We start from the raw sequence: 19,309 nt of genomic DNA, 5'->3' as shown, positions 1-19,309 counted from the left end.
GCCGGGGACAGGCCGGGTCAGCCCAGAGCCAGGACGATCAGGGCGGTGGTCGCGGAGACCTCGGCCAGGGCGCCGAAGACGTCGCCGGTGACCCCGTCGAAGCGCCGGACGCAGCGGCGCAGCAGCAGTTCCGCGGCGAGCAGGGCGGCCAGCACGGCCGCGGCGTGCCGCCCGGCGGCCGGGAGGCCCAGCGGGAGGGCGGCGGCCGCGGCCAGGACCACGGTCAGGGCGGCGACGGCGACGGCCGCACGGCGCGGGACCACCCCGGCGACCGCCGCGCCGAGCCCCTCGGGGCGGGCGGCGGGAACCCCTTCCCGGGAGGCGAGGGTCATGGCGAGGCGCGCGGTCACGGCGGCGGTCACGGCGGCGAGGGCGCCGCGGATCCAGCTGCCGGCGTACGCCTCGGACAGGGCCGCCACCTGGACGAGGAGCAGGAGGACCAGGGCCACGACCCCGAAGGGGCCGATGTCGGACTGCTTCATGATGCGCAGCGCGTCCTCGGCCGGTTTGGCGCTGCCCAGTCCGTCCGCGGTGTCGGCGAGCCCGTCCAGGTGCAGCCCCCGGGTCAGCGCGGCCGGTACGGCGACGGTGACGGCCGCGGCGAGCACCGGCCCTCCGCCCAGCAGGAGCAAGAGCACCCCGGGCACCGCCGCGAGCAGGCCTACGACCAGCCCGGCGGCCGGGGCGCAGGCCATCCCGGTACGGGCGGCGGGGCGGTCCCAACGGGTGATGCGGGCGGGCAGCACGGTGAGCGTGCCGAACGCGAAGCGCAGGCCGTCGCCGAAGGAGGCGCGGTCCGGGGCCGGCGGCAGCGGCGGATCTTCGTACGAATCTGTCATCGGCGCGAACGCTACCCGCTCGAAGTCAGCGGTAAATTACCGCATACGGGCCAAACCGGGAGCCACTGAACAGAGAGCTGGTGCGATGGGTCACTGGTGGTATCGGAACATCGACGAACCGGGCAAGCTGCCCCTCCTTCTGGCCCTGCTCTCCTTCGTGACGTCGTTCCTGGTCACCCGCGTGATCACCCGGATGATCCGGGCCGGGAGAGGGCCCTTCAAGAACGTGACCCCGGGCGGCATGCACGTCCACCACGTGGTGCCCGGCGTGATCCTCGTGGTCATCGGCGGTTTCGGGGCGGTCGCCAGCGGCCGCCACGGCTTCGGCGCGATGGCCTCGGCCGTCCTCTTCGGGCTGGGTGCCGGCCTCGTCCTGGACGAGTTCGCGCTGATCCTGCACCTCGACGACGTGTACTGGAGCGAGCAGGGGCGCAAGAGCGTGGAGATGGTGGTCCTGACGGCCGCGCTCGTGGCGCTGGTCCTGGGCGGATTCCTGCCCTTCGGGGTGGACGAGCTGACCAGCGAGGAGCGCCAGAGCCGCGGGCTGGTCGCCATGAACACCGCCACCAACTTCTTCCTGGCCCTGATCGCCCTGTGGAAGGGCAAGGCGCGCACCGCCGTCTTCGGCACGGTCATCCCCTTCGTGGCCCTGATCGGCGCGATCCGCCTCGCGAGGCCGACGTCCCCGTACGCGAAGAGGTTCTACGCGAAACGCCCGCGCGCCCGGGCCAAGGCGGGACTGCGCGCCTTCCACCACGACCGGCGCTGGGCGGCGCCGCGCCGCAAGTTCGAGAACTTCATCGGCGGGACCCCCGATCCGGAGCGGGCCGTCTCCCTGCAGAAGCCGCCCGAGCACTGACCGCGCTACGACGACGGGCCCGTCGTCGTAGCGGTGTGCCGGTGGCGGTGTCCTGGCGCTGAGCCCGGTATCAGCCCGGGATCAGGCCGTCGTCGCTGAGCATCTCCTTGACCTCGTCGAGCGACGCGTCGTCCGCGGGCAGGATCAGCTCGGACGGCTCCAGCGCGTCATCGGGGAGCGGCTTGCCGAGCCGCCGCACGGCATCGAGCAGTGCGCCCAGCGTGCGCCGGAAGCCCTCCTCGTCGCCGGACTCCATCTCCGCGAGGAGTTCGTCGTCCAGCTTGTTGAGCTCGGCGAAGTGGCCGTCGGCCACCTTCAGCTGGCCTTCCCCCATGATGCGGACAATCATGACGGGCCCCGTCCTACTGCTTGTCGAACCGGTGCTGGGTCTGCGGCTGCTGGGCGGTGCCCGGGGCGCCGCCCTCGATGGCCTGCTGCTGGGCGGAGGGGCCGCCCGCCAGCTCGGCCTTCATGCGCTGGAGCTCCAGCTCCACGTCCGTACCGCCCGACAGGCGGTCCAGCTCGGCCTGGATGTCGTCCCTGGCGCCGAGCCCGCTCTGGTCGTCGAGCGCGCCGGAGGCCAGCAGCTCGTCGATCGCGCCGGCGCGGGCCTGCAGCTGGGCGGTCTTGTCCTCGGCCCGCTGGATGGCCAGGCCGACGTCGCTCATCTCCTCGGAGATGCCGGAGAAGGACTCCGCGATCCGGGTCTGCGCCTGGGCCGCGGTGTAGGTGGCCTTGATGGTCTCCTTCTTGGTGCGGAAGGCGTCCACCTTGGCCTGGAGCCGCTGGGAGGCGAGGGTCAGCTTCTCCTCCTCGCCCTGAAGGGTCTGGTGCTGCACCTCCAGGTCGCTGACCTGCTGCTGGAGCGAGGCGCGGCGGGCCAGGGCCTCGCGGGCCAGGTCCTCGCGGCCCAGGGCGAGGGCCTTGCGGCCCTGGTCCTCCAGCTTGGCGGACTGCCCCTGGAGCTGGTTCAGCTGAAGCTCCAGGCGTTTGCGGGAGGTCGCCACGTCGGCGACTCCGCGGCGCACCTTCTGCAGCAGTTCGAGCTGCTTCTGGTACGAGTAGTCGAGGGTTTCGCGCGGGTCCTCGGCCCGGTCCAGGGCCTTGTTCGCCTTCGCGCGGAAGATCATCCCCATACGCTTCATGACACCGCTCATGGGCTTCGCGCGCCCCCTTCTAGACGGACTGTGCTCCAGGTCACCGACAGAACCCACAGTACGGGCCCTGTCTCCATTACCGCACTGTTCGAGGACGGATGCGCTCCTCCTCCAGGACGACTGCGCCCCCGCCGTGTCAGGCGTGAGGAGTAGGTGGGCCCCCGATCACCACCGCGGGCGGACCCGCGGCACGAACCGTGCAAGGGGAAGACGCCCGCCGTTGCCGGATCGTTCCCCGCGGGGGTGGGGGCCATGCCCGCAACCACGTAGGCTTGGGTTTTGTGTTTGGGAACCGCTCCTCCAAGGAAGAGAAGGCCGCCGCCACCGACAAGGTGACCGCCGATCTCTCGCAGCCCCGTAACCCGCAGGCCCCGAAGGGCCGCCCTACGCCGAAGCGTGCTGTGGCCCAGTCGCAGCGCAAGGCCGTGGTGGCCTCGACCGGCAACCGCAAGGAGGATGCCAAGCGAACCCGTGAGCGCCGTCGCGTCGAGATGGCCAAGCAGCGCGAGGCGCTGGCCAGCGGCGACGAGCGCTACCTGCCCGCGCGGGACAAGGGCCCCGTCCGCCGGTTCGTCCGCGACTTCGTGGACTCCCGCTTCTCGGTCGCCGAAATGTTCCTGCCGCTGGCCGTGGTCATCCTGGTGCTCAGCATGTGGCGGCAGCCGTCGATCCAGAACATCGCGCTGCTGCTGTGGCTGGCCGTGATCGCCCTGATCCTCGTCGACTCCATCGGCATGGTGTTCCGCCTCCGCAAGGCGCTGAACGACCGCTTCCCGGACGAGCCGCGCCGCGGCGCCATCGCGTACGGCCTCATGCGCACCCTCCAGATGCGCCGGCTGCGCCTGCCGAAGCCGCAGGTCAAGCGCGGGGAACGGCCCTGAGCGGATTCACCGAAGGCGCCCGCCTCTGGCTCGAGGGCCTGGGCGGGCTCCGTAACGCCGTCCGCCAGGAACTCGTGGGCCGCCAGGTCGACGAGCAGATCGCGCACCACTTCCCCGTAGGGCAGCGGCTGCGCGTGCTCGACGTCGGCATGGGCCAGGGCACCCAGGCGCTGCGGCTGGCCCGCGCCGGGCACAAGGTCACGGGCCTGGAGCAGGATCCCGGCATGCTGACCGTCGCGCGTGCGGCGCTGGACCGGGAGCCCGCCGGGATCCGCGACCGGGTCCGCCTCATGGAGGGCGACGGCCGCGAGACCGGCGCCCACTTCCTGCCGGGCAGCTTCGACGTGGTGCTCTGCCACGGGGTGCTGATGTACGTACCCGAGGCGGACGCCATGCTCGCCGGGCTGGCCCGGATGCTGGCCCCCGGCGGGCTGCTGTCCCTGCTCGTGCGCAACGGCGACGCGCTCGCCATGCGGCCGGGGCTGGACGGCGACTGGAAGGGTGCGCTGGCCGCCTTCGACAGCGTCGACTACACGAACCGGCTCGGCTTGGACGTGCGCGCCGACCGGCTGGCCGATCTGACGGCCACGCTGTCCGGGATCGGCGCGCCGCTGCAGTCCTGGTACGGGGTGCGCGTCTTCACCGACGGCACCGAGGCGGGCGGGACCCTGCCGCCCGACGAGGAGCTGGAGCGGCTGCTGTCCGCCGAGGACCGCGCGGGCCGCACCGACCCCTACCGGGGCGTGGCGGCGCTGCTGCACCTGTGCGGTGTGCGGGGCTGACCCCGCGGCGCGGGGGTCACGGCGGCTGCGCGCCCCCGCACCCCCGGCGCCTCGATTAGGGCCTAGACCTCCAGGGCCTCGCGCAGGCTCATCGTGTAGAGCTCGGTGCCGGCGTCGTCCGACAGCTTGACCTGCTCGACGCCGCCCTCCAGCAGGTCCTTCCAGTACTCACCGATCCAGGACTCCGCGTCCCCCTGCGTGGTGAACTCCTCCGGTACCACCGACGGGCTCGTCTCCGCGCCATCGGCCGTCTCGAACCGCCACGTCCACGCCATGTCCGCCTCCGTTGCTCGTCCGCTGCTCGCACGCTGCTTCGCCTTGAGTGTGCCCGCAGAGTAACCGGGCGCGCACCACTCTCGGCGACGCGGGAGGATCATCCTGTGGAACTCACTCTGCTCGGCACCGGCACACCCGAGGGCCTGCCCCGCCCCGGCTGTCCCTGTGCGGCCTGCGCACTCTCCGTCGGCGCCCGCTCCCGCGCCGCGACGGCCGTCCTCGTCGACGGGGCGCTGCTGCTCGACCTGACCCCCGGGGCGGTGCTGGCCGGCGCCCGGGCCGGGCATTCCCTGGCCGGGGTACGGCAGGTCCTGCTGACCCACCCGCACGACGGGCCCGCGGTGGAGCTGCCGCCCGGGCTGCCGGCCGCGGGACGGGTGCCCGACGGGCGGGAGCTGTCGGTGATCTCCGGGCACCGGGTGCGGGCCGTGCCGATGGACGCGCCGGGCACCGGGTACGAGGTGACGGGCCCGGACGGCGGCCGACTGCTGTACCTCCCGCCCGGCGGGGCGCCGGGCGGGACCGGGGAGACCAGGGGGCTGCGTCCGTACGACATGGTCCTCGCCGACGTGCTGGGCCGGCCCGAAGCCCTGGCCCGGCTGCGGGCGAGCGGCGCGGTGGGCCCGGCCACGGACGTGATCGCCGTCCACCTCGACCACGACACCCCGCCCGGCCGCGAGCTGGAGCGCCGGTGCGCGGCCGCCGGGGCCCGGGCGGTGCCGGACGGGACCACCGTGAGCGTCGGGGAGTACGGCGCGGAGCCGGACCTGCCGCGCCGCACCCTGGTGCTGGGCGGGGCCCGGTCCGGGAAGTCCTTCGAGGCGGAACGGCGGCTGGAGGCCTTCCCCGGGGTGGTCTACGTGGCCACCGGCGGCACCCGCGACGGGGACGCGGAGTGGGTGCAGCGGGTCGGCCTGCACCGGGAGCGCCGGCCCGCGAGCTGGCGGACGGCGGAGACCTGCGACCTGGTGCCGCTGCTCGCCAAGACGGGTCCGCCGCTGCTCATCGACTGCCTGGCGCTGTGGCTGACGGACGCGATGGACCGGGCGGGCGCCTGGGACGACGGGGAGTGGGCCAGGAGCGCGCGGCTGAAGCTCGCCGACCGGGTGGCCGAGCTGGTGGCCGCGGTGCGGGCGACCCGCCGCCAGGTGGTGCTCGTCAGCAACGAGGTGGGGGCCGGGATCGTCCCGGCGACCGCGTCGGGCCGCCGCTTCCGCGACGAGCTGGGACGCCTCAACAACGCGGTGGCGGGCGAGTGCGAGCACGTGCTCCTGGTCGTCGCGGGACAGGTGCTCGTACTCAAGGACTAGCAGGGGTGACGCCGTGAGGCCCTGGAGGTCCGACGGAGAGAGGACCGGACTGGCCGCCTTCGCGGGGTGCTGCCTGCCGGGCGGCGGCGACGCGGTGGGCGTGCGGTTCGGCAACCGCGAACTGGACCCGCTGTGGGGCGCGTCGCGCGGGGCCTACGTCTTCGGCGCCATCCCGGTGGTCACCATCCTGCTCTCCTCCCGGCTCGACGACGAGGAGCTGACGGTGGGTCTGCTGCTGGGCGCGCCCCTCGTGATGGCGGGCGTCCACCTCGGTGCGCCGAGGCCCGGCCGGCACCGGGAGACCCCTGAGGGGAGGGCCTCACCGGCTGTACGCTTCGGCAGATGAGCACGCTGAATCTCGACGACTTCTCCGATCTGATCGAGCGCCCCGACGGGGGCGTCCGGCGTGATGCCGAGGAACGCCGTGAACGCCTCTCGGTGCCGCCCGGCGCGCTGGGCCGGCTCGACGAGCTCGCCGAGTGGCTCGCCGCCGCTCAGGGGCAGGTCCCGGTCAAGCCGATCGAGCACCCGCGCGTGGTGCTGTTCGCCGCCGACCACGGGATCGCCTCCGGGGGCGTCTCCGCCCGGGCCGCGTCCGGCGGCCACGAGCTGGTGCGGGCCGTGCTCGACGGGGCCAGCCCCGTCGCCATCCTGGCCGGCCGGCTCGGCGTCACGGTGCGGGTCGTCGACGCGGGGCTCGACTGCGACCCGGAGCTGCTGCCCGAGGATGTGGTCCGCCACCGTGTGCGGCGCGGCAGCGGCCGGATCGACGTGGAGGACGCGCTGACGGCCGAGGAGGCGCAGGCCGCGCTCCGGCTCGGGATGCGGATCGCCGACGAGGAGGCCGACTCCGGTACGGATCTGGTCGTCCTCGGCGATCTGAGCGTCGGCGGGACCACCGTCGCCGCCACCCTGGTCGCCGCCCTGTGCGGCACCGACGCCTCCGTGGTCACCGGCCGCGGCGGCCTGCCCATCGACGACCTGACCTGGATGCGCAAGTGCGCGGCGATCCGCGACGCGCTGCGCCGGGCCCGGCCGGTCCTCGGCGACCAGGTCGCGCTGCTGGCCGCGGTGGGCGGCGCCGACGTGGCCGCCATCACCGGTTTCCTGCTCCAGTGCGCGGTACGCCGTACGCCGGTGATCCTCGACGGCGTCGTGTCGGCCGCCTGCGGGCTGGTGGCGCAGCGGGCCGCGTTCCGGGCGCCCGACTGGTGGCTCGCCGGTCAGGCAAGCGGCGAGCCCGGCCAGGCGAAGGCACTGGACCGGATGGCACTCAACCCTGTACTCGACCACGGCGTCACAGTGGGCGAAGGTACCGGGGCATTGCTGGCACTCCCCCTGGTCCAGGCGGCCGCCGCACTCGCGGCGGAACTCCCGGAGCAGGCGGCGCAGGAGCCGACGGCATGAGCCACCGGGGCCCACGGTCCTGACCAGGCCGCAGTCCCCGGACAGGCCCAGTATGGATCGCGACGCCCCATATGATCGCTTTTTATGGGAGAGGTCCGTTTGACCAGCGTAGAAACCGACCGCGGCGCCGTACCGGCGCCCGGGCCGGCATCCGGAAGGAAAGAGACCGGCGGCGATTCCGCCGGAAAGGCGGCGGGGGGCGGCCGGGAGACCGGCCGGGGGAGCACCCGCTCACGGCGCAGCGCCGCGTTCGCGGTCTGGTACCTGCGCGCCGTCACCTTCGTCAACTTCCTCAGCGCGGTGTGGCTTTCGCTCGGCCAGGATCTGCGCCGGCACAACATCGAGGACTTCTACACCCCGTACCTGCTCACCGCCGGCTTCGCGTCCGGCCTGTTCTCGCTGATGCTGGCCGTCACCATGGGCCGCCGCAAACGCGCCGCGTGGATCCTGAACCTGGTACTGGGCGGGATGCTGCTGCTGGCCTTCCTGCGGGCGGCCTTCGCCCCGTGCGTCCAGTGGGGCGACTTCAACCTGTGCTACCCGGAGTTCCGCGAGCACACGCAGAACTGGGTCTCGCTCGTCCTGACCGCCCTGTTCGTCGGCGCCCTGCTGCTGGGCCGCAGGGAGTTCTACGCCAAGGGCGACCGCTCCAACCCCGCGCTCGCCACCATCGTGGCCGCCGCGGGCCTGCTGGTCACCTCGCTGGTCGCGGCCCTGCTCGTCGGCGCCACCAACACCGCCGAGGCGGGGGCCGAGGCCACCTTCCTGTCGCGCTGGCGGTACGGGGTGATGCGCCTGATCACCCTGGATCCGGACGCCAAGGCCTACCGCACGATCACCACCCCCGGCTGGGTGGACGTCTTCATCAACGTCATGTCGATGCTCCTGCTGCTCGCGGTGCTGTTCGCGGCCTTCCGCTCGCGCCGCGCCGTCGACCCCCTCTCCGAGGAGGACGAGGAGCGGCTGCGGGCCCTGCTCGCCAAGCAGGGCGACCGCGACTCGCTCGGCTATTTCGCGCTGCGCCGCGAGAAGTCCGTCATCTGGTCCCCCACCGGCAAGGCCGCCGTCACCTACCGCGTCGTCGGCGGGGTCTCGCTCGCCTCCGGCGACCCCATCGGCGACCCCGAGGCCTGGCCCGGGGCCATCGAGCCCTGGCTGGCCGAGGCCCGTGAGCACGGCTGGGTACCGGCCGTCATGGGCGCGAGCGAGGAGGCCGGGCAGATCTACGCCCGGCACGGGCTGGACGCGCTGGAACTGGGCGACGAGGCGATCGTCGAGACGGCCGACTTCACGCTGGAGGGCCGCGCCATGCGGACCGTCCGGCAGGCCTACAACCGCGTCAAGCGGGCCGGCTACACGGTGCGGATCCGCCGCCACGCCGACATCCCGGCCGAGGAGATGGACGAGCTGCTGCTGCGCGCCGACGACTGGCGCGACGGCGCGACCGAGCGCGGCTTCTCCATGGCGCTGGGCCGGCTGGGCGATCCCGGCGACGGCCAGTGCGTGATGCTGGAGTGCACCGACGGCAACGGCGACCTGCGGGCCGTGCTGTCCTTCGTACCGTGGGGACCCAAGGGCCTGTCGCTGGACCTGATGCGCCGTGACCGGGACTCCGAGAACGGCCTGATGGAGTTCATGGTCATCGAACTCCTCGAACGCTCCAAGGAGATCGGGGTCACCCAGGTCTCGCTGAACTTCGCGATGTTCCGGTCCGTCTTCGAGCGCGGTTCGCGGCTCGGCGCGGGTCCGGTGCTGCGGATGTGGCGCTCGCTGCTGAGCTTCTTCTCCCGCTGGTGGCAGATCGAGTCCCTCTACCGGGCCAACGCCAAATACCGGCCGATCTGGGAACCGCGGTTCATGCTCTTCGAGAAGAGTTCGGACCTGCTGCGGATCGGTATCGCGGCGGGCCGGGCCGAGGGCTTCCTGGAAGCCCCCGGCCTGCCGAAGTGGCTGCACCGCAGACACCTGGAGACCCGCCGTTGACAGCGTGGACCACCTCCTCACTCGCGGGGTTCGCCCGCCGCGAGTGGGGGCCCCTGTTCCGGACCGTCCGGGACGCGCTCGTCCACGACAAGTGGCGGGCGGTCCCCATGACCCTCGGCGCGGTCTGCCTGACCTCGGTCTTCCAGGTCGTGCAGAACACGTCGTGGGGCTTCCAGCCGGTCCAGAACCTGGGGTCGGTCAAAGCGGTCGACCCCCTGTGGCTGGCCCTGCTGCGCACCCCCCTGTCCCTGTTCGTGCCCGCCCTGGACCTGCCGGTGTGGGGGGCGCTCGCGCAGATCCTGCTCGTCTTCGGCATCTCGGAGATCTGCATCGGCTGGTGGCGCACCCTGCTGATCGGCTACGTCGCCACGCTCGCCGGGACCACATACGCGCGGATCGGGCTCTCGCTCGGCCCCGACCACCCCTTCGGCCTGCCGGTGTCCGACCGGATCGTCAACGACACCGGGCCCTCGGCGGCGGTGGTCGGCCTCGCCATCTACGTGTGCTGGCGCTACCGGGCCTACCTCACCGGCGCCGCCGTGATCCTCGTGATGATCGGCGAGGTGCTGATCAAGGACAACCTGGCGGGCAAGGAGCACCTGGCGGCCATCGCCGCGGTCATGGCGGTGTGCGTGGTCCGGGCGCAGTGGGGCCCGGAGCGCTCCCGGCAGCCGCTGGGCCGTCGCCCTCCGCCGGTGGACAGCCGGTAGCCGGCGCCCTGGCAGGCCGTACCGTATCCGCGTGACGACAGACCTCGGGCGGTTCGCGCCCACCCGGCAGTGGATGCGGGCCCACCCGCTCGCGACCGATGCCGTGCTCGCGTTCGGGGCGTTCGTCGCCATGGCCGTCGGATCCTTCGCCGATCCGCACGGCCCGCACGGGCCCACCTTCGGGACGCGCACGCCGGAGCCGTTCTCGCTGCTGCTGATGCTGCTCGGTGCGGCCGCCCTGGTGTGGCGGCGCCGCCGGCCGCGCACCGTACTCGCCGTGACCTGCGGGCTGTCGCTGCTGGAGCTGACCACCGGGGAGCCGCGGGCGCCCGTCGCCATGTGCACGGTGATCGCCCTGTACACGGTGGCCTCGTGCACCGACCGGCCCACCACCTGGCGGATCGCGCTGCTGACCATGGCGGGGCTGACGGGCGTGGCCATGCTGGCCGGGCCGCTGCCCTGGTACGCGCAGGAGAACCTCGGGATCTTCGCCTGGACGGGCATGGCCGCTGCCGCCGGTGACGCCGTGCGCAGCCGGCGGGCCTTCATCGACGCCATCCGGGAGCGGGCCGAGCGGGCCGAGCGGACCCGGGACGAGGAGGCGCGGCGGCGGGTCGCCGAGGAGCGGCTGCGGATCGCCCGGGACCTGCACGACGTGGTGGCGCACCACATCGCCCTGGTCAATGTGCAGGCGGGGGTGGCCGCGCACGTCATGGACAAGCGGCCGGACCAGGCCAAGGAGGCGCTGGCGCACGTACGGGACGCCAGCCGGTCGGCGCTGAACGAGCTGCGTGCCACGGTCGGGCTGCTGCGGCAGTCCGGCGACCCGGAGGCGCCGACGGAGCCCGCGCCGGGGCTGGCCGTCCTGGACGAGCTGGTGGACACCTTCCGGCACGCCGGGCTGCCGGTGGAGGTCATCGTGCAGCTGGGGCCCGAGGCGGGACCGCTGCCGGCGGCGGTGGACCTGGCCGCGTACCGGGTCGTCCAGGAGGCGCTGACCAACGTACGCAAACACGCGGGGCCGGGGGCCCGGGCGGAGGTCAGCGTGGTGCGGGTCGGCCCCTCGGTGGAGGTGACGGTGCTCGACGACGGCGGCGACTCCGCGGACTCCGCTCCCTACCCGCAGGCCCCCGGCGGCGGCCACGGCCTCCTCGGCATGCGCGAACGCGCGGGCGCCCTGGGCGGCTCCTGCTTCGCGGGCCCCCGCTACGGCGGCGGCTACCGCGTCCACGCCATTTTGCCCGTCTGACGGCCCCCGCCGGGCTCGTGACGTGGCCCGGGCCGGCTTCGGCCCCCTCGGGGGGCCGGGGGCCGGCCGGTGGCTGCCCACCCACCTCTCAGCGGGGCGGAGCCGGAGACCGGGCGCGTCCCGGCGGGGCGGGGGGACGGGAACAGCCCCCGGGAGGCCGGGGCCCCGGCGGGGCGGGAGCGGACAGCCGACCGGCACCCGGAAGATCGGGGTCCCGGCTGGACGGTCTCAGAGAAGGTATGGGGGTTTCCCGTCAGTCTCATCGTCCTTCCGCGTCGGGCCGGCCTGTCAAGGGCGCTCCTTCGTCGCGTCGCTTCGCGATGGCCTTCGGCCACCCTTGACAGACCGTCCCGCCACGGAAAAACGAAGACTGCCGGGAAACCCCCAAAAGAACGGCACGGTCGAGAGCGAAGGGACGGCCGTGGTCAGAGATCCGTCGAGGGGCCGGGCATCGGCCCGCCAGGCATCCGGGCCCGTTTCCGGGCGGCCGGGGCCGATCCGCGCATCAGATCGCTACGCGCTCCTCATTTCTCGGCGGCCGGCGACCGTCTGGGGCTGATACCCGCACCAAAAGACGAACAGAGAGTCATTCGGGATCAGCAGGCGCGTCAGATCGCTACGCGCTCCTCATATCTCGGCGTCCGGCGGCCGTCTTGGGCTGCTCTGTGAGCAGTTGGCGCCCATCATGGCTGCGTACGTGGGGGCCGTTGCCGTCGACGGCGTCCAAGAGGCGGATTGCGTAGACCTCGGACATCCGTTCGGCGACCTGTTCCGTCGTGAGCCACTGGACTGCCGTGGTTTCACCGGAGAGGCGTTCCGTGCCGCCGGAGGGCTTGCAGCGGAAGACCAGGGCCACCACGCCAGCCGTGGTGTTCTTGTAGACGCCGGTGAGCTGGTCCACTTCCACGTGGATGCCGGTTTCCTCCAGCACTTCCCGCCTCACCCCGTCCTCCGGCGTTTCCGTCAGCTCCAGCACTCCGCCCGGCAGCTCCCACGTCCCGTTGTCGGCTCGGCGGATGGCCAGCAAGCGGCCGTCATCGCGCACCACGACCCCGGCAACCGACACGGAGTGACGTGGCGTTGACCTGTTCGGCAGGGCGCTGTTACTCATGTACATGAGCATAGGAGGAAGCGAAGGACCATGGGAGCAGCTGTAGGAGGGGACAGGGCTGTCCCTCGGTATTTGCAGATCGCCGAGGACATCGTCCAGCAGGTCCGGGCAGGTGTCTTGAAGCCCGGGGACCAGGTGCCGAGTGAAGCCGAGATGGTGGACCGTTACGGCGTCTCGGGTGGGACCGTGCGCAAGGCCATGCTGGAGATCCGCGCCAGCGGTCTCGTGGAGACACGGCACGGCAAGGGCTCCTTCGTGAAGGCCCGGCCACCGGTGCGCCACCGGTCTTCGGATCGCTTCCGCCGCTCGCTCCGGCAGGGCGGCAAGGCCGCCTACCTTGCCGAGTCGGAACAGTCCGGCGCCGCCGCGAAGGTCAACGTGACCTACATCGGGCCGGTCGAGGCCCCGGACGGCATCGCTCAGCGGCTCGGCGTGGACCTCGGCACCCAGGTACTCGCGCGCCGCCGCCTGTACTTCCGCAACGGCTCACCCGTGGAGGCCGCGACGTCGTACCTCCCGTGGGACGTGGTGCGCGACGTTCCCGAACTCTTCGCCGAGAACCCCGGAGGCGGCGGTATCTACGCACGCCTTGAGGAACACGGCCATGTCTTCGCCGAGTTCGTGGAAACCCTGCAGGCGCGCCCGGCCTCGAAGGCCGAAGCATCGGAACTGGCACTGAGCCCCGGGTCCACAGTGGTGCACCTACTGAGGAACGCGATCACGGACACCGGTCGCGTCGTGGAGGTCTGCGACACCCTCATGGCCGCCGACCAGTTCGTCTTCGAGTTCCGCATCCCGGCAACCGACTGACGGCCACCCAAACCGCCCGCAACCCGCCGTGAGCAACCCATCACGGCGGGTTGACTCATATACAGGAGTCCGGCACTCTTCTTCATGTCACTCCTATACATGAGTGACGGAGTAACAGCCTCTTTAGAGGAGTGGCCATCATGCGCCCGATTCCCGTTCACACAGCGGCCTCCAAGGCGGTAACGCCGTGCTGCATCAGCATCGACACCGACGACACCTCCTCGCTGGGGGTGGTCGCTGTGGTCGAACCCAGCTCGGACCTGCTCGACCGGGCACAGGTTGGCTGGGAGCGGTTCCTCGACACCTTCGAGGGAGCGCCCGATGAATGAGCAGTACGAATACGTACCCCACCGCCTTCTCCACCGCCGCGTCCGCGACATCGCGTCCGGCGTCGAGGGTGAGCTGATGGCCGTGATCAACGAGAACGTCTCGGACTCCGCCAGCCACCAGCGCTGGATGGAACTGGCCTACATCCGGGGAGCAACCGGCCGCGAGTTCACCACCGCCGTCGAGAACGTCGAGCCCGCCCATGACCAGCCCAAGACAGCCGCCGGACGCCGAGACATGAGGAGCGCGTAGCGATCTGGTGCGCCTGGGTGCTCCGCAGGGCGGTCTCGTCGGCGTTTCGTGCAGGGAGGACCACCCCTGGCCCCGGACCGGCTGGGTGTCGCCCCGGATGCCCGGTCTGCCGGGCCCCGACCGCCCGCCGCATCTCTGACGGAGCCGCTCCTCTGACTATCGACCGTGCCGTTCTTTTGGGGGTTTCCCGGCAGTCTTCGTTTTTCCGTGGCGGGACGGTCTGTCAAGGGTGGCCGAAGGCCATCGCGAAGCGACGCGACGAAGGAGCGCCCTTGACAGGCCGGCCCGACGCGGAAGGACGAAGACTGCCGGGAAACCCCCATACCTTCTCTGAGACCGTCCAGCCGGGACCCCGATCTTCCGGGTGCCGGTCGGCTGTCCGCTCCCGCCCCGCCGGGGCCCCGGCCTCCCGGGTACCGGTCGGCTGTTCCCGTCCCCCCGCCGCGCCCCGCTCGGGGGCGGGTGGGCAGCCACCGAGTGGCCCCGACGGCTCGAGGGGGTGATAGTCGGCCTTCAGGCGCCCGCGCCGCCCGGACCCGTCAGCACGCCTTCCGCCAAGGCCCCAGTTCGGACTTCTTCTGCAGCGAGCTCAGCTTCAGCTCCTTCGACCTCCCGCAGAAGCGACTCGTCGGAAGCTCGTACTCGACGTGGAAGACGGCCTTTCCGGCCTCGATGAACGGGGTCAGCCGCTCGCACTCCTCGTATTGGGCGCACTGCTCGTTCACGGCGAAGTCGAACTCGCCCACCAGCTGCGGGATCTGGTCCAAGTCGTTCTTCAGGCCCACCGCCAGGCCCCGGTCGTGGGCCAGCTTCGCGATCAGCCGGTTGTAGCGCAGCTGGTCCTCCGCCGTGAGCGGGAAGCCGGACGTGTTCTGGTAGCCGTCCATGTTGTCCGGCTCGACCGCGTCGAAGCCCTTGTCCCGGCACATGTCGAACCGCTTGGCCATCAGCGGCTCCAGCTGCGCCACCCGCCGGATGTCCAGCCAGCGTTCGCCCTCCCAGCCGTTGCCCTTGCCGAGCAGTTCCTCGGGGAACTGGCCCGCATCCGGCCGGAAGTCCTCCCAGGCGCCGGTGGAGACGTAGCAGATGGTCTTGCGGCGGGCCTTCTTCAGCGTGGCGATCTGCTCCTTGGTGGTGTTGAAGCCGTCGACGTCGTACACCGCCGCCTTCACGGAGGTGTCGAGCCTGCCCGTGAGCTGCCACTGCCAGCTCACGCCGGGCCGCGGCTGCCAGCGCTCCCCGGGCGCGGGGCCGGGCGAGATGTCCTCGGGTCCCTCGTCAGGCCCCGCGGTGCAGGCTGCGAGGAGCAGGACCGGCAGGACGAGCAGCAGGAGCAGCGGGCGCAGGCGCTTCACGCGGTGGCCTCCAGGGCGTACGGGAGGGTCCCCCACGGGTGGGCGCCCGTCCCCGGGACCGCGCAGTGCACCCCCGCCCGGCGCGCCTCGGCGAGTTCGGCGGCGGGCGCGCCGGGCGGGACGGCGTAGACGAGGTGGCAGAACCGCCGGGCGGGGTGGTCCGCGGTCCAGGACGGTACGGCGCCCGCGTCCCGGTAGGCGTCCCAGGGGCCCTCGAAGGTGACGAGCAGGTCGGCGAGTTCGGCGTAGCCGGGGTGCGGGTGGACCCCGTGGTTGAGGACGAGGGTACGGGCCCCCGCGGCCCGGGCGGCGACGGCGAGCCGCCCGTAATGTGCCAGCAGCTCCGGGGCGGAGGCGGCCTGGTCGAGGAACGCCCCGTCGGCGCCGTACCAGTCGCGGTGGCGCAGCAGGTCCTGCACCACGGCGGCGTGCGGGCGGCGCCCGTAGTCGGTGTCGGCGTACCCGAGGACGGGCACCCCGGCCTCGCGCAGCCGCTCGGCGACGCGCGCGAAGCGTTCGTCGGGGGCGTCCCCCGGCCCGCTGTCGGGGTTGAGCACCACCGAGTGGAGCCGGCCGGCGGAGCTGATCAGCCGCTCCCAGTCCTCGGGCCGGTCGGCGGGGTGCTCGTAGAGGGGCACCAGCAGCATGGGGTCCTTCTTCTCGTACGTTCTGATGTGGTTCACCGGTGGGCGGTCGCCCGGCCGAGGAGCAGGCAGACCAGGACGGCCAGCGCGGCCGCGGCCGCGCCCGCGACCACCAGCTGGACCAGCCGGGGCTGTCCCAGCCCGGTCAGCAGGGCCAGGCTCTGGGCGACGGCGGCCGAGGCGCAGACCACGGCGGCGGGCCGGACCGCCCCGAAGGACTGGAGGAGCAGCCCGGTCCACATCACGGCGCCGAGCAGGAGCAGGGTCAGGGCGCGGACCGCGGTCAGGCCGGGGGCGTGCGGCCAGAGCAGGGTTCCGGCCAGGCCCAGGGCCAGCAGCACCACGAGGTAGGCGGCGAGGCACCGGGCCAGGGTCGCGTGCATCCGCCGCCGGAAGGCGCGGGGCGAGCGGGCCGCCCGGAGCCCGGCGAGGCTGCCGCTGCGGAACCGGTGGAGGAGCCATTCGGCGGGCCCCATGCTGAGGGTGAGGGCCACCGCCGAGGGGGCGGCGACGGCCTCGGCGGGTCCTCCGGCGAGCACCTCCCCGAGGGCGGCGTACAGCACGAGCAGGCCGGTGCCGAGGCCGAAGACCCCGTACGGGACGGAGTCCCCGAGCCGGGGCCCGCGCGGGGCGTACTCCTCCTCGGCGCCGCGCAGCATCTGCCAGCGCACCGGGCCGCCGCCGCCCGGGCGGCGCTCGGTCCAGCCCCGGATCCGGCGGGCGGCGGAGCGCAGGCCCGCGGAGACGGGCAGTTCCCGTACGGCCAGGGTGCAGGCGGCCAGCAGGGACACGGCGAGCAGGGTCACGCGGAGGGGGACGGGCAGGTCCACGAAGAGGGCGAGCAGGGCCCCGGCGGCCATCGGGCCGAGTGCGGCGAGCAGCATCCGCTCCCGGCCGAGGACGAGCAGGACCGTGGCGGCGCCGACGTAGAGGGCCTGCCCGGCGGCGAAGGCGTACGAGAACGGCGGCCCGCCCGGGACGGCCAGCGCGGCGGCGGTGCCCAGCAGGGACCCGGCGGGGGCTCCGGCCAGCAGGGTCCGCGCGGCGGCGGCCCGGTCGCCGAGGCCGAGCCAGGAGTAGGCGCGGTGGGACAGGGTCTGGTCCCAGACCCAGCCGATGAGCGCCCCGGCGAGCAGGGTCAGTGTCCCGGCGGGCAGGCCGAGGCGGTCCTGCGGGCCTTCGAGCAGGGGTGCGCCGAGGACGTAGGCGAGGCCGGGCAGGGCGAAGACCACCCCGCGCAGCAGGCAGGCGGTGAGGGGGACCTTCCAGGGGTCGGGGATGTCCGCGGGTTCCGGGAAGGAGCGGGGCACCCGGGCGTAGAGCTCCTCGGCGAGGGTGAAGGAGTCGTGGCGGCCGTAGGTGAGCCGGATGTACTCGTCGGTCATGCCGTCGGATTCGAGGATCGCGGCGATCTCGTCGGGGTGGACGGCGGCGGCGATGAACACGCCGAGGCGGTCGGCGAGTTCGTCCATCGGGTCGGCCGCGGCGGCCGGGGCTTCGCGGCGCGGCCGGGGGATGGCGGGGAGGGTGTCCCCACGGGGCCCGCGGGCCCCGGGAGCGCCGGCGGAACCCGCCGGCGCCGCCGATCCCCCGGAACCCGCCGGGCCGGCCCCCGCGGGCGCCGCGTGCCGGGCAGGGCCCCGGCGGCGGGTGGCCGGGGGGCCGGCCTGCGCCCACCCGCCCTCGATGCCGGGCGGTTTGAGCCACAGGGATCCGCTCACCACAGGCTCCCGTCGGCGGCCAGTTCGCGGTACCACGGGTCGGCGAGCCGCTGGGTCCAGTCGTCGCCCTCGCGGACGGGCAGGACGGGCTGGCCGTCCGCGAGCTCGCGGTAGATGTGCCGGAAGCCGTCCACGGACCGGTGGAGGGTGAACTTCTCCACCACCCGCCTGCGGGCCATCCGGCCGAGCTCGGCGCGGCGTTCGCCGTCGCGGAGCAGGGCGAGGGTCGCGCGGGCCATGGTCTCGGGCTCGCGCGGCGGGACGACGAGGCCGGTGTCGCCGACGGCTTCGCGGACCCCGCCGACATCGGTGGAGACGGTGGTGCGGCCGCAGGACATGGCCTCGATGATGCTGAAGGGGAAGCCCTCGCTGATGCTGGAGAGCATCACGATGCTGCCGGCCGCGTAGGCCTGGGCGACCTGCTCGATACGGCCCTCGTAGGTGATCCCGTCGCCGACGCCGAGTTCGGCGGCGAGTTTCTCCAGGCGCAGCTTGTACTCCTCGCAGCCGGCCGGGACCGGGCCGAAGAGCCGCAGCCGCAGGGCGGGCAGCTCCTCGCGCATGAAGGCGTAGGCCCGGATGAGGGTTTCGAGGTCCTTGATGGGGTCGATGCGGCCGCACCAGCTGAGGGTGGGCACCTCGGGTTCGGCGCCGGCCTCGGGGAAGGCGTGCGGGTCGACGCCGTTGTAGACCGTGCGGATCCGGTCGGAGGCGGCGCCTCCGCGCTCCTCCCAGCGGCGGTTGTACTGGTTGCAGGGGGTGATCAGGTCGGCCTGCCGGTAGCCCTCGGTGTTGAGCTCGCGGTAGAAGCCGAGCATCAGCGCCTTGACCGGCCAGCGCTGCTCGGCGGTGCGGTAGCCGAGGTAGCGCTCGCGCAGGTAGATGCCGTGCTCGGTGAGGAGGAAGGGCACCTCGTCGAGCTGTTTGGCGGCGAGGGCCGGGAGGGTGGCGAGGCCGCTGCTGACGGCGTGCGCGACGCTGTCGGGCGGGATCCGTACGGCCAGCGGACGCAGCGCGTGTTCCAGCAGGTCGGTGGCGGTGAGCGCGTCGTGGATGGTGGGCGCGGCGGCGGCGGTGCTGAGGCCGGGGCGGGTCCACACGGCCATCAGCAGGCGCAGGACGGACTCGGAGCGCAGGGCGGGGGCCAGTCGCCCGGACCGGGCGAGGAGGGCGAATTCGCGCAGGGCCTCGGAGAACCCCTTTCCGGCTGGCGCCGGCTGGTTCCCCTGGTGGACGGGGTCCAGGAGGGAGAGCACGAAGGTCTCGTAGATCTCGGTGAAGCGGCGGTGGGCCCTGCCGCGCGGGCTCCAGCGGCGGCCGCGCGCGGGGGGCGGCCCCCAGAGCGGGACGGAGGTGTGCCGGTAGACGTTGCGCGGCAGTTCCCAGGTGACCGGCTCGCGTCCGGAGCCGGTCAGGGCTATGACGTTGAAGTCGACCTCCGGCATGCCGCGTACCAGTTGGTCGCACCAGGTGCTGACGCCCCCGTGGACGTGCGGGTAGGTGCCTTCGGTGAGCATGGTGACATGGCGCCCATGGCTCATACGGTGTCCCCCCAGGACGGAAAAGGGGCCGGCGCCCGTGTGGTATCCGGAGCGCCGGCGCTAGGTGGTACGCGTGACGGCTTGCGGGGCTGCTG

Annotated in this window: 21 protein-coding genes; 12 read left to right on the top strand and 9 right to left on the bottom strand. The window is 73.0% G+C overall.

Translation table 11 applies throughout. The annotated features are described in order from the left end of the window. Nucleotides 1–17: 17 nt before the first annotated feature. The gene (locus tag J7E94_RS09065; protein WP_215013895.1) at nt 18–839 is read right to left on the bottom strand and encodes an adenosylcobinamide-GDP ribazoletransferase; all 822 of its coding nucleotides are present in this window, start codon (nt 837–839) and stop codon (nt 18–20) included. 85 nt (nt 840–924) lie between these two features. On the opposite strand from J7E94_RS09065, the gene J7E94_RS09060 reads away from it, so the two are divergent. Next, nucleotides 925–1,698 carry a hypothetical protein gene (locus tag J7E94_RS09060; protein ID WP_215013894.1) on the top strand — a complete coding sequence of 258 codons (774 nt, stop codon included), beginning with the start codon at nt 925–927 and terminating at the stop codon, nt 1,696–1,698. Between the two features lie 70 nt (nt 1,699–1,768). Here the strand turns inward: J7E94_RS09060 and J7E94_RS09055 are convergent, their stop codons facing one another. Next, a complete protein-coding gene (locus tag J7E94_RS09055; protein WP_215013893.1) occupies nt 1,769–2,047 on the bottom strand; it encodes a hypothetical protein in 279 nt (92 codons plus the stop codon). 13 nt (nt 2,048–2,060) lie between these two features. Continuing rightward, nucleotides 2,061–2,855 carry a PspA/IM30 family protein gene (locus J7E94_RS09050; RefSeq protein WP_215013892.1) on the bottom strand — a complete coding sequence of 265 codons (795 nt, stop codon included), beginning with the start codon at nt 2,853–2,855 and terminating at the stop codon, nt 2,061–2,063. A gap of 272 nt (nt 2,856–3,127) precedes the next feature. Between J7E94_RS09050 and J7E94_RS09045 the strand changes: the two genes are divergently transcribed. Then, nucleotides 3,128–3,736, top strand: a complete 609-nt coding sequence (locus tag J7E94_RS09045) for a DUF3043 domain-containing protein (RefSeq protein WP_251056366.1) — start codon at nt 3,128–3,130, stop codon at nt 3,734–3,736. Between the two features lie 74 nt (nt 3,737–3,810). After that, nucleotides 3,811–4,518: a bifunctional 2-polyprenyl-6-hydroxyphenol methylase/3-demethylubiquinol 3-O-methyltransferase UbiG gene (locus J7E94_RS09040; RefSeq protein ID WP_215013891.1), complete on the top strand. Its 708-nt coding sequence runs from the start codon at nt 3,811–3,813 to the stop codon at nt 4,516–4,518. A 62-nt stretch (nt 4,519–4,580) separates the two neighbouring features. On the opposite strand, the gene J7E94_RS09035 is transcribed toward J7E94_RS09040, so the two are convergent. Further along, nucleotides 4,581–4,793, bottom strand: coding sequence for a hypothetical protein (locus J7E94_RS09035; protein ID WP_215013889.1), 213 nt, complete (start codon nt 4,791–4,793; stop codon nt 4,581–4,583). Nucleotides 4,794–4,898: 105 nt separating this feature from the next. On the opposite strand from J7E94_RS09035, the gene J7E94_RS09030 reads away from it, so the two are divergent. The 6 genes from J7E94_RS09030 to J7E94_RS09005 all read left to right on the top strand — a co-directional run bounded on the left by J7E94_RS09030 (nt 4,899) and on the right by J7E94_RS09005 (nt 11,453). Continuing rightward, nucleotides 4,899–6,104 carry a bifunctional adenosylcobinamide kinase/adenosylcobinamide-phosphate guanylyltransferase gene (locus J7E94_RS09030; RefSeq protein ID WP_215013888.1) on the top strand — a complete coding sequence of 402 codons (1,206 nt, stop codon included), beginning with the start codon at nt 4,899–4,901 and terminating at the stop codon, nt 6,102–6,104. A gap of 13 nt (nt 6,105–6,117) precedes the next feature. After that, nucleotides 6,118–6,450 carry a DMT family transporter gene (locus J7E94_RS09025; protein ID WP_215013887.1) on the top strand — a complete coding sequence of 111 codons (333 nt, stop codon included), beginning with the start codon at nt 6,118–6,120 and terminating at the stop codon, nt 6,448–6,450. After that, nucleotides 6,447–7,511 (top strand): nicotinate-nucleotide--dimethylbenzimidazole phosphoribosyltransferase, encoded by a 1,065-nt coding sequence (gene cobT, locus J7E94_RS09020; RefSeq protein WP_215013886.1) that lies wholly within the window; start codon nt 6,447–6,449, stop codon nt 7,509–7,511. Before J7E94_RS09025 ends, cobT begins: the two co-directional genes overlap by 4 nt. A gap of 84 nt (nt 7,512–7,595) precedes the next feature. After that, on the top strand, nt 7,596–9,494 hold the full coding sequence (locus J7E94_RS09015) for a phosphatidylglycerol lysyltransferase domain-containing protein (protein ID WP_215013885.1): 1,899 nt from the start codon (nt 7,596–7,598) through the stop codon (nt 9,492–9,494). After that, nucleotides 9,491–10,204, top strand: a complete 714-nt coding sequence (locus J7E94_RS09010; RefSeq protein WP_215013884.1) for a hypothetical protein — start codon at nt 9,491–9,493, stop codon at nt 10,202–10,204. The genes J7E94_RS09015 and J7E94_RS09010 overlap by 4 nt, the downstream gene beginning before the upstream one ends. A gap of 73 nt (nt 10,205–10,277) precedes the next feature. Continuing rightward, the gene (locus J7E94_RS09005) at nt 10,278–11,453 is read left to right on the top strand and encodes a sensor histidine kinase (protein WP_215013926.1); all 1,176 of its coding nucleotides are present in this window, start codon (nt 10,278–10,280) and stop codon (nt 11,451–11,453) included. 616 nt (nt 11,454–12,069) lie between these two features. On the opposite strand, the gene J7E94_RS09000 is transcribed toward J7E94_RS09005, so the two are convergent. Beyond that, complete coding sequence (locus J7E94_RS09000) at nt 12,070–12,576, bottom strand: NUDIX hydrolase (RefSeq protein WP_215013882.1); 507 nt, start codon at nt 12,574–12,576, stop codon at nt 12,070–12,072. A gap of 18 nt (nt 12,577–12,594) precedes the next feature. Between J7E94_RS09000 and J7E94_RS08995 the strand changes: the two genes are divergently transcribed. The 3 genes from J7E94_RS08995 (at nt 12,595) to J7E94_RS08985 (ending at nt 13,953) form a co-directional block, all read left to right on the top strand. Beyond that, nucleotides 12,595–13,374, top strand: a complete 780-nt coding sequence (locus tag J7E94_RS08995; protein WP_215013880.1) for a GntR family transcriptional regulator — start codon at nt 12,595–12,597, stop codon at nt 13,372–13,374. Nucleotides 13,375–13,514: 140 nt separating this feature from the next. After that, a complete protein-coding gene (locus tag J7E94_RS08990; protein ID WP_215013878.1) occupies nt 13,515–13,703 on the top strand; it encodes a hypothetical protein in 189 nt (62 codons plus the stop codon). Then, complete coding sequence (locus tag J7E94_RS08985; protein WP_215013876.1) at nt 13,696–13,953, top strand: hypothetical protein; 258 nt, start codon at nt 13,696–13,698, stop codon at nt 13,951–13,953. The genes J7E94_RS08990 and J7E94_RS08985 overlap by 8 nt, the downstream gene beginning before the upstream one ends. 539 nt (nt 13,954–14,492) lie before the next feature. On the opposite strand, the gene J7E94_RS08980 is transcribed toward J7E94_RS08985, so the two are convergent. Genes J7E94_RS08980 through pelF form a run of 4 tightly spaced genes read right to left on the bottom strand, consistent with a single transcriptional unit; the run spans nt 14,493 to nt 19,214 of the window. Next, nucleotides 14,493–15,308: an endo alpha-1,4 polygalactosaminidase gene (locus J7E94_RS08980; RefSeq protein ID WP_374224415.1), complete on the bottom strand. Its 816-nt coding sequence runs from the start codon at nt 15,306–15,308 to the stop codon at nt 14,493–14,495. Continuing rightward, nucleotides 15,305–15,955 carry a spherulation-specific family 4 protein gene (locus J7E94_RS08975; protein ID WP_215013925.1) on the bottom strand — a complete coding sequence of 217 codons (651 nt, stop codon included), beginning with the start codon at nt 15,953–15,955 and terminating at the stop codon, nt 15,305–15,307. Before J7E94_RS08975 ends, J7E94_RS08980 begins: the two co-directional genes overlap by 4 nt. Before the next feature lie 32 nt (nt 15,956–15,987). Then, nucleotides 15,988–17,673 (bottom strand): hypothetical protein, encoded by a 1,686-nt coding sequence (locus tag J7E94_RS08970; RefSeq protein WP_374224414.1) that lies wholly within the window; start codon nt 17,671–17,673, stop codon nt 15,988–15,990. After that, complete coding sequence (pelF, locus tag J7E94_RS08965) at nt 17,670–19,214, bottom strand: GT4 family glycosyltransferase PelF (protein WP_215013874.1); 1,545 nt, start codon at nt 19,212–19,214, stop codon at nt 17,670–17,672. Before pelF ends, J7E94_RS08970 begins: the two co-directional genes overlap by 4 nt. Nucleotides 19,215–19,309 lie beyond the last annotated feature (95 nt).

This window comes from Streptomyces sp. ISL-94, from assembly GCF_018614075.1.
Classification (GTDB): Bacteria; Actinomycetota; Actinomycetes; order Streptomycetales; family Streptomycetaceae; genus Streptomyces.
Note: the sequence above shows the minus strand (reverse complement) of the source record. Positions and strands in the feature narration are given on the sequence as shown.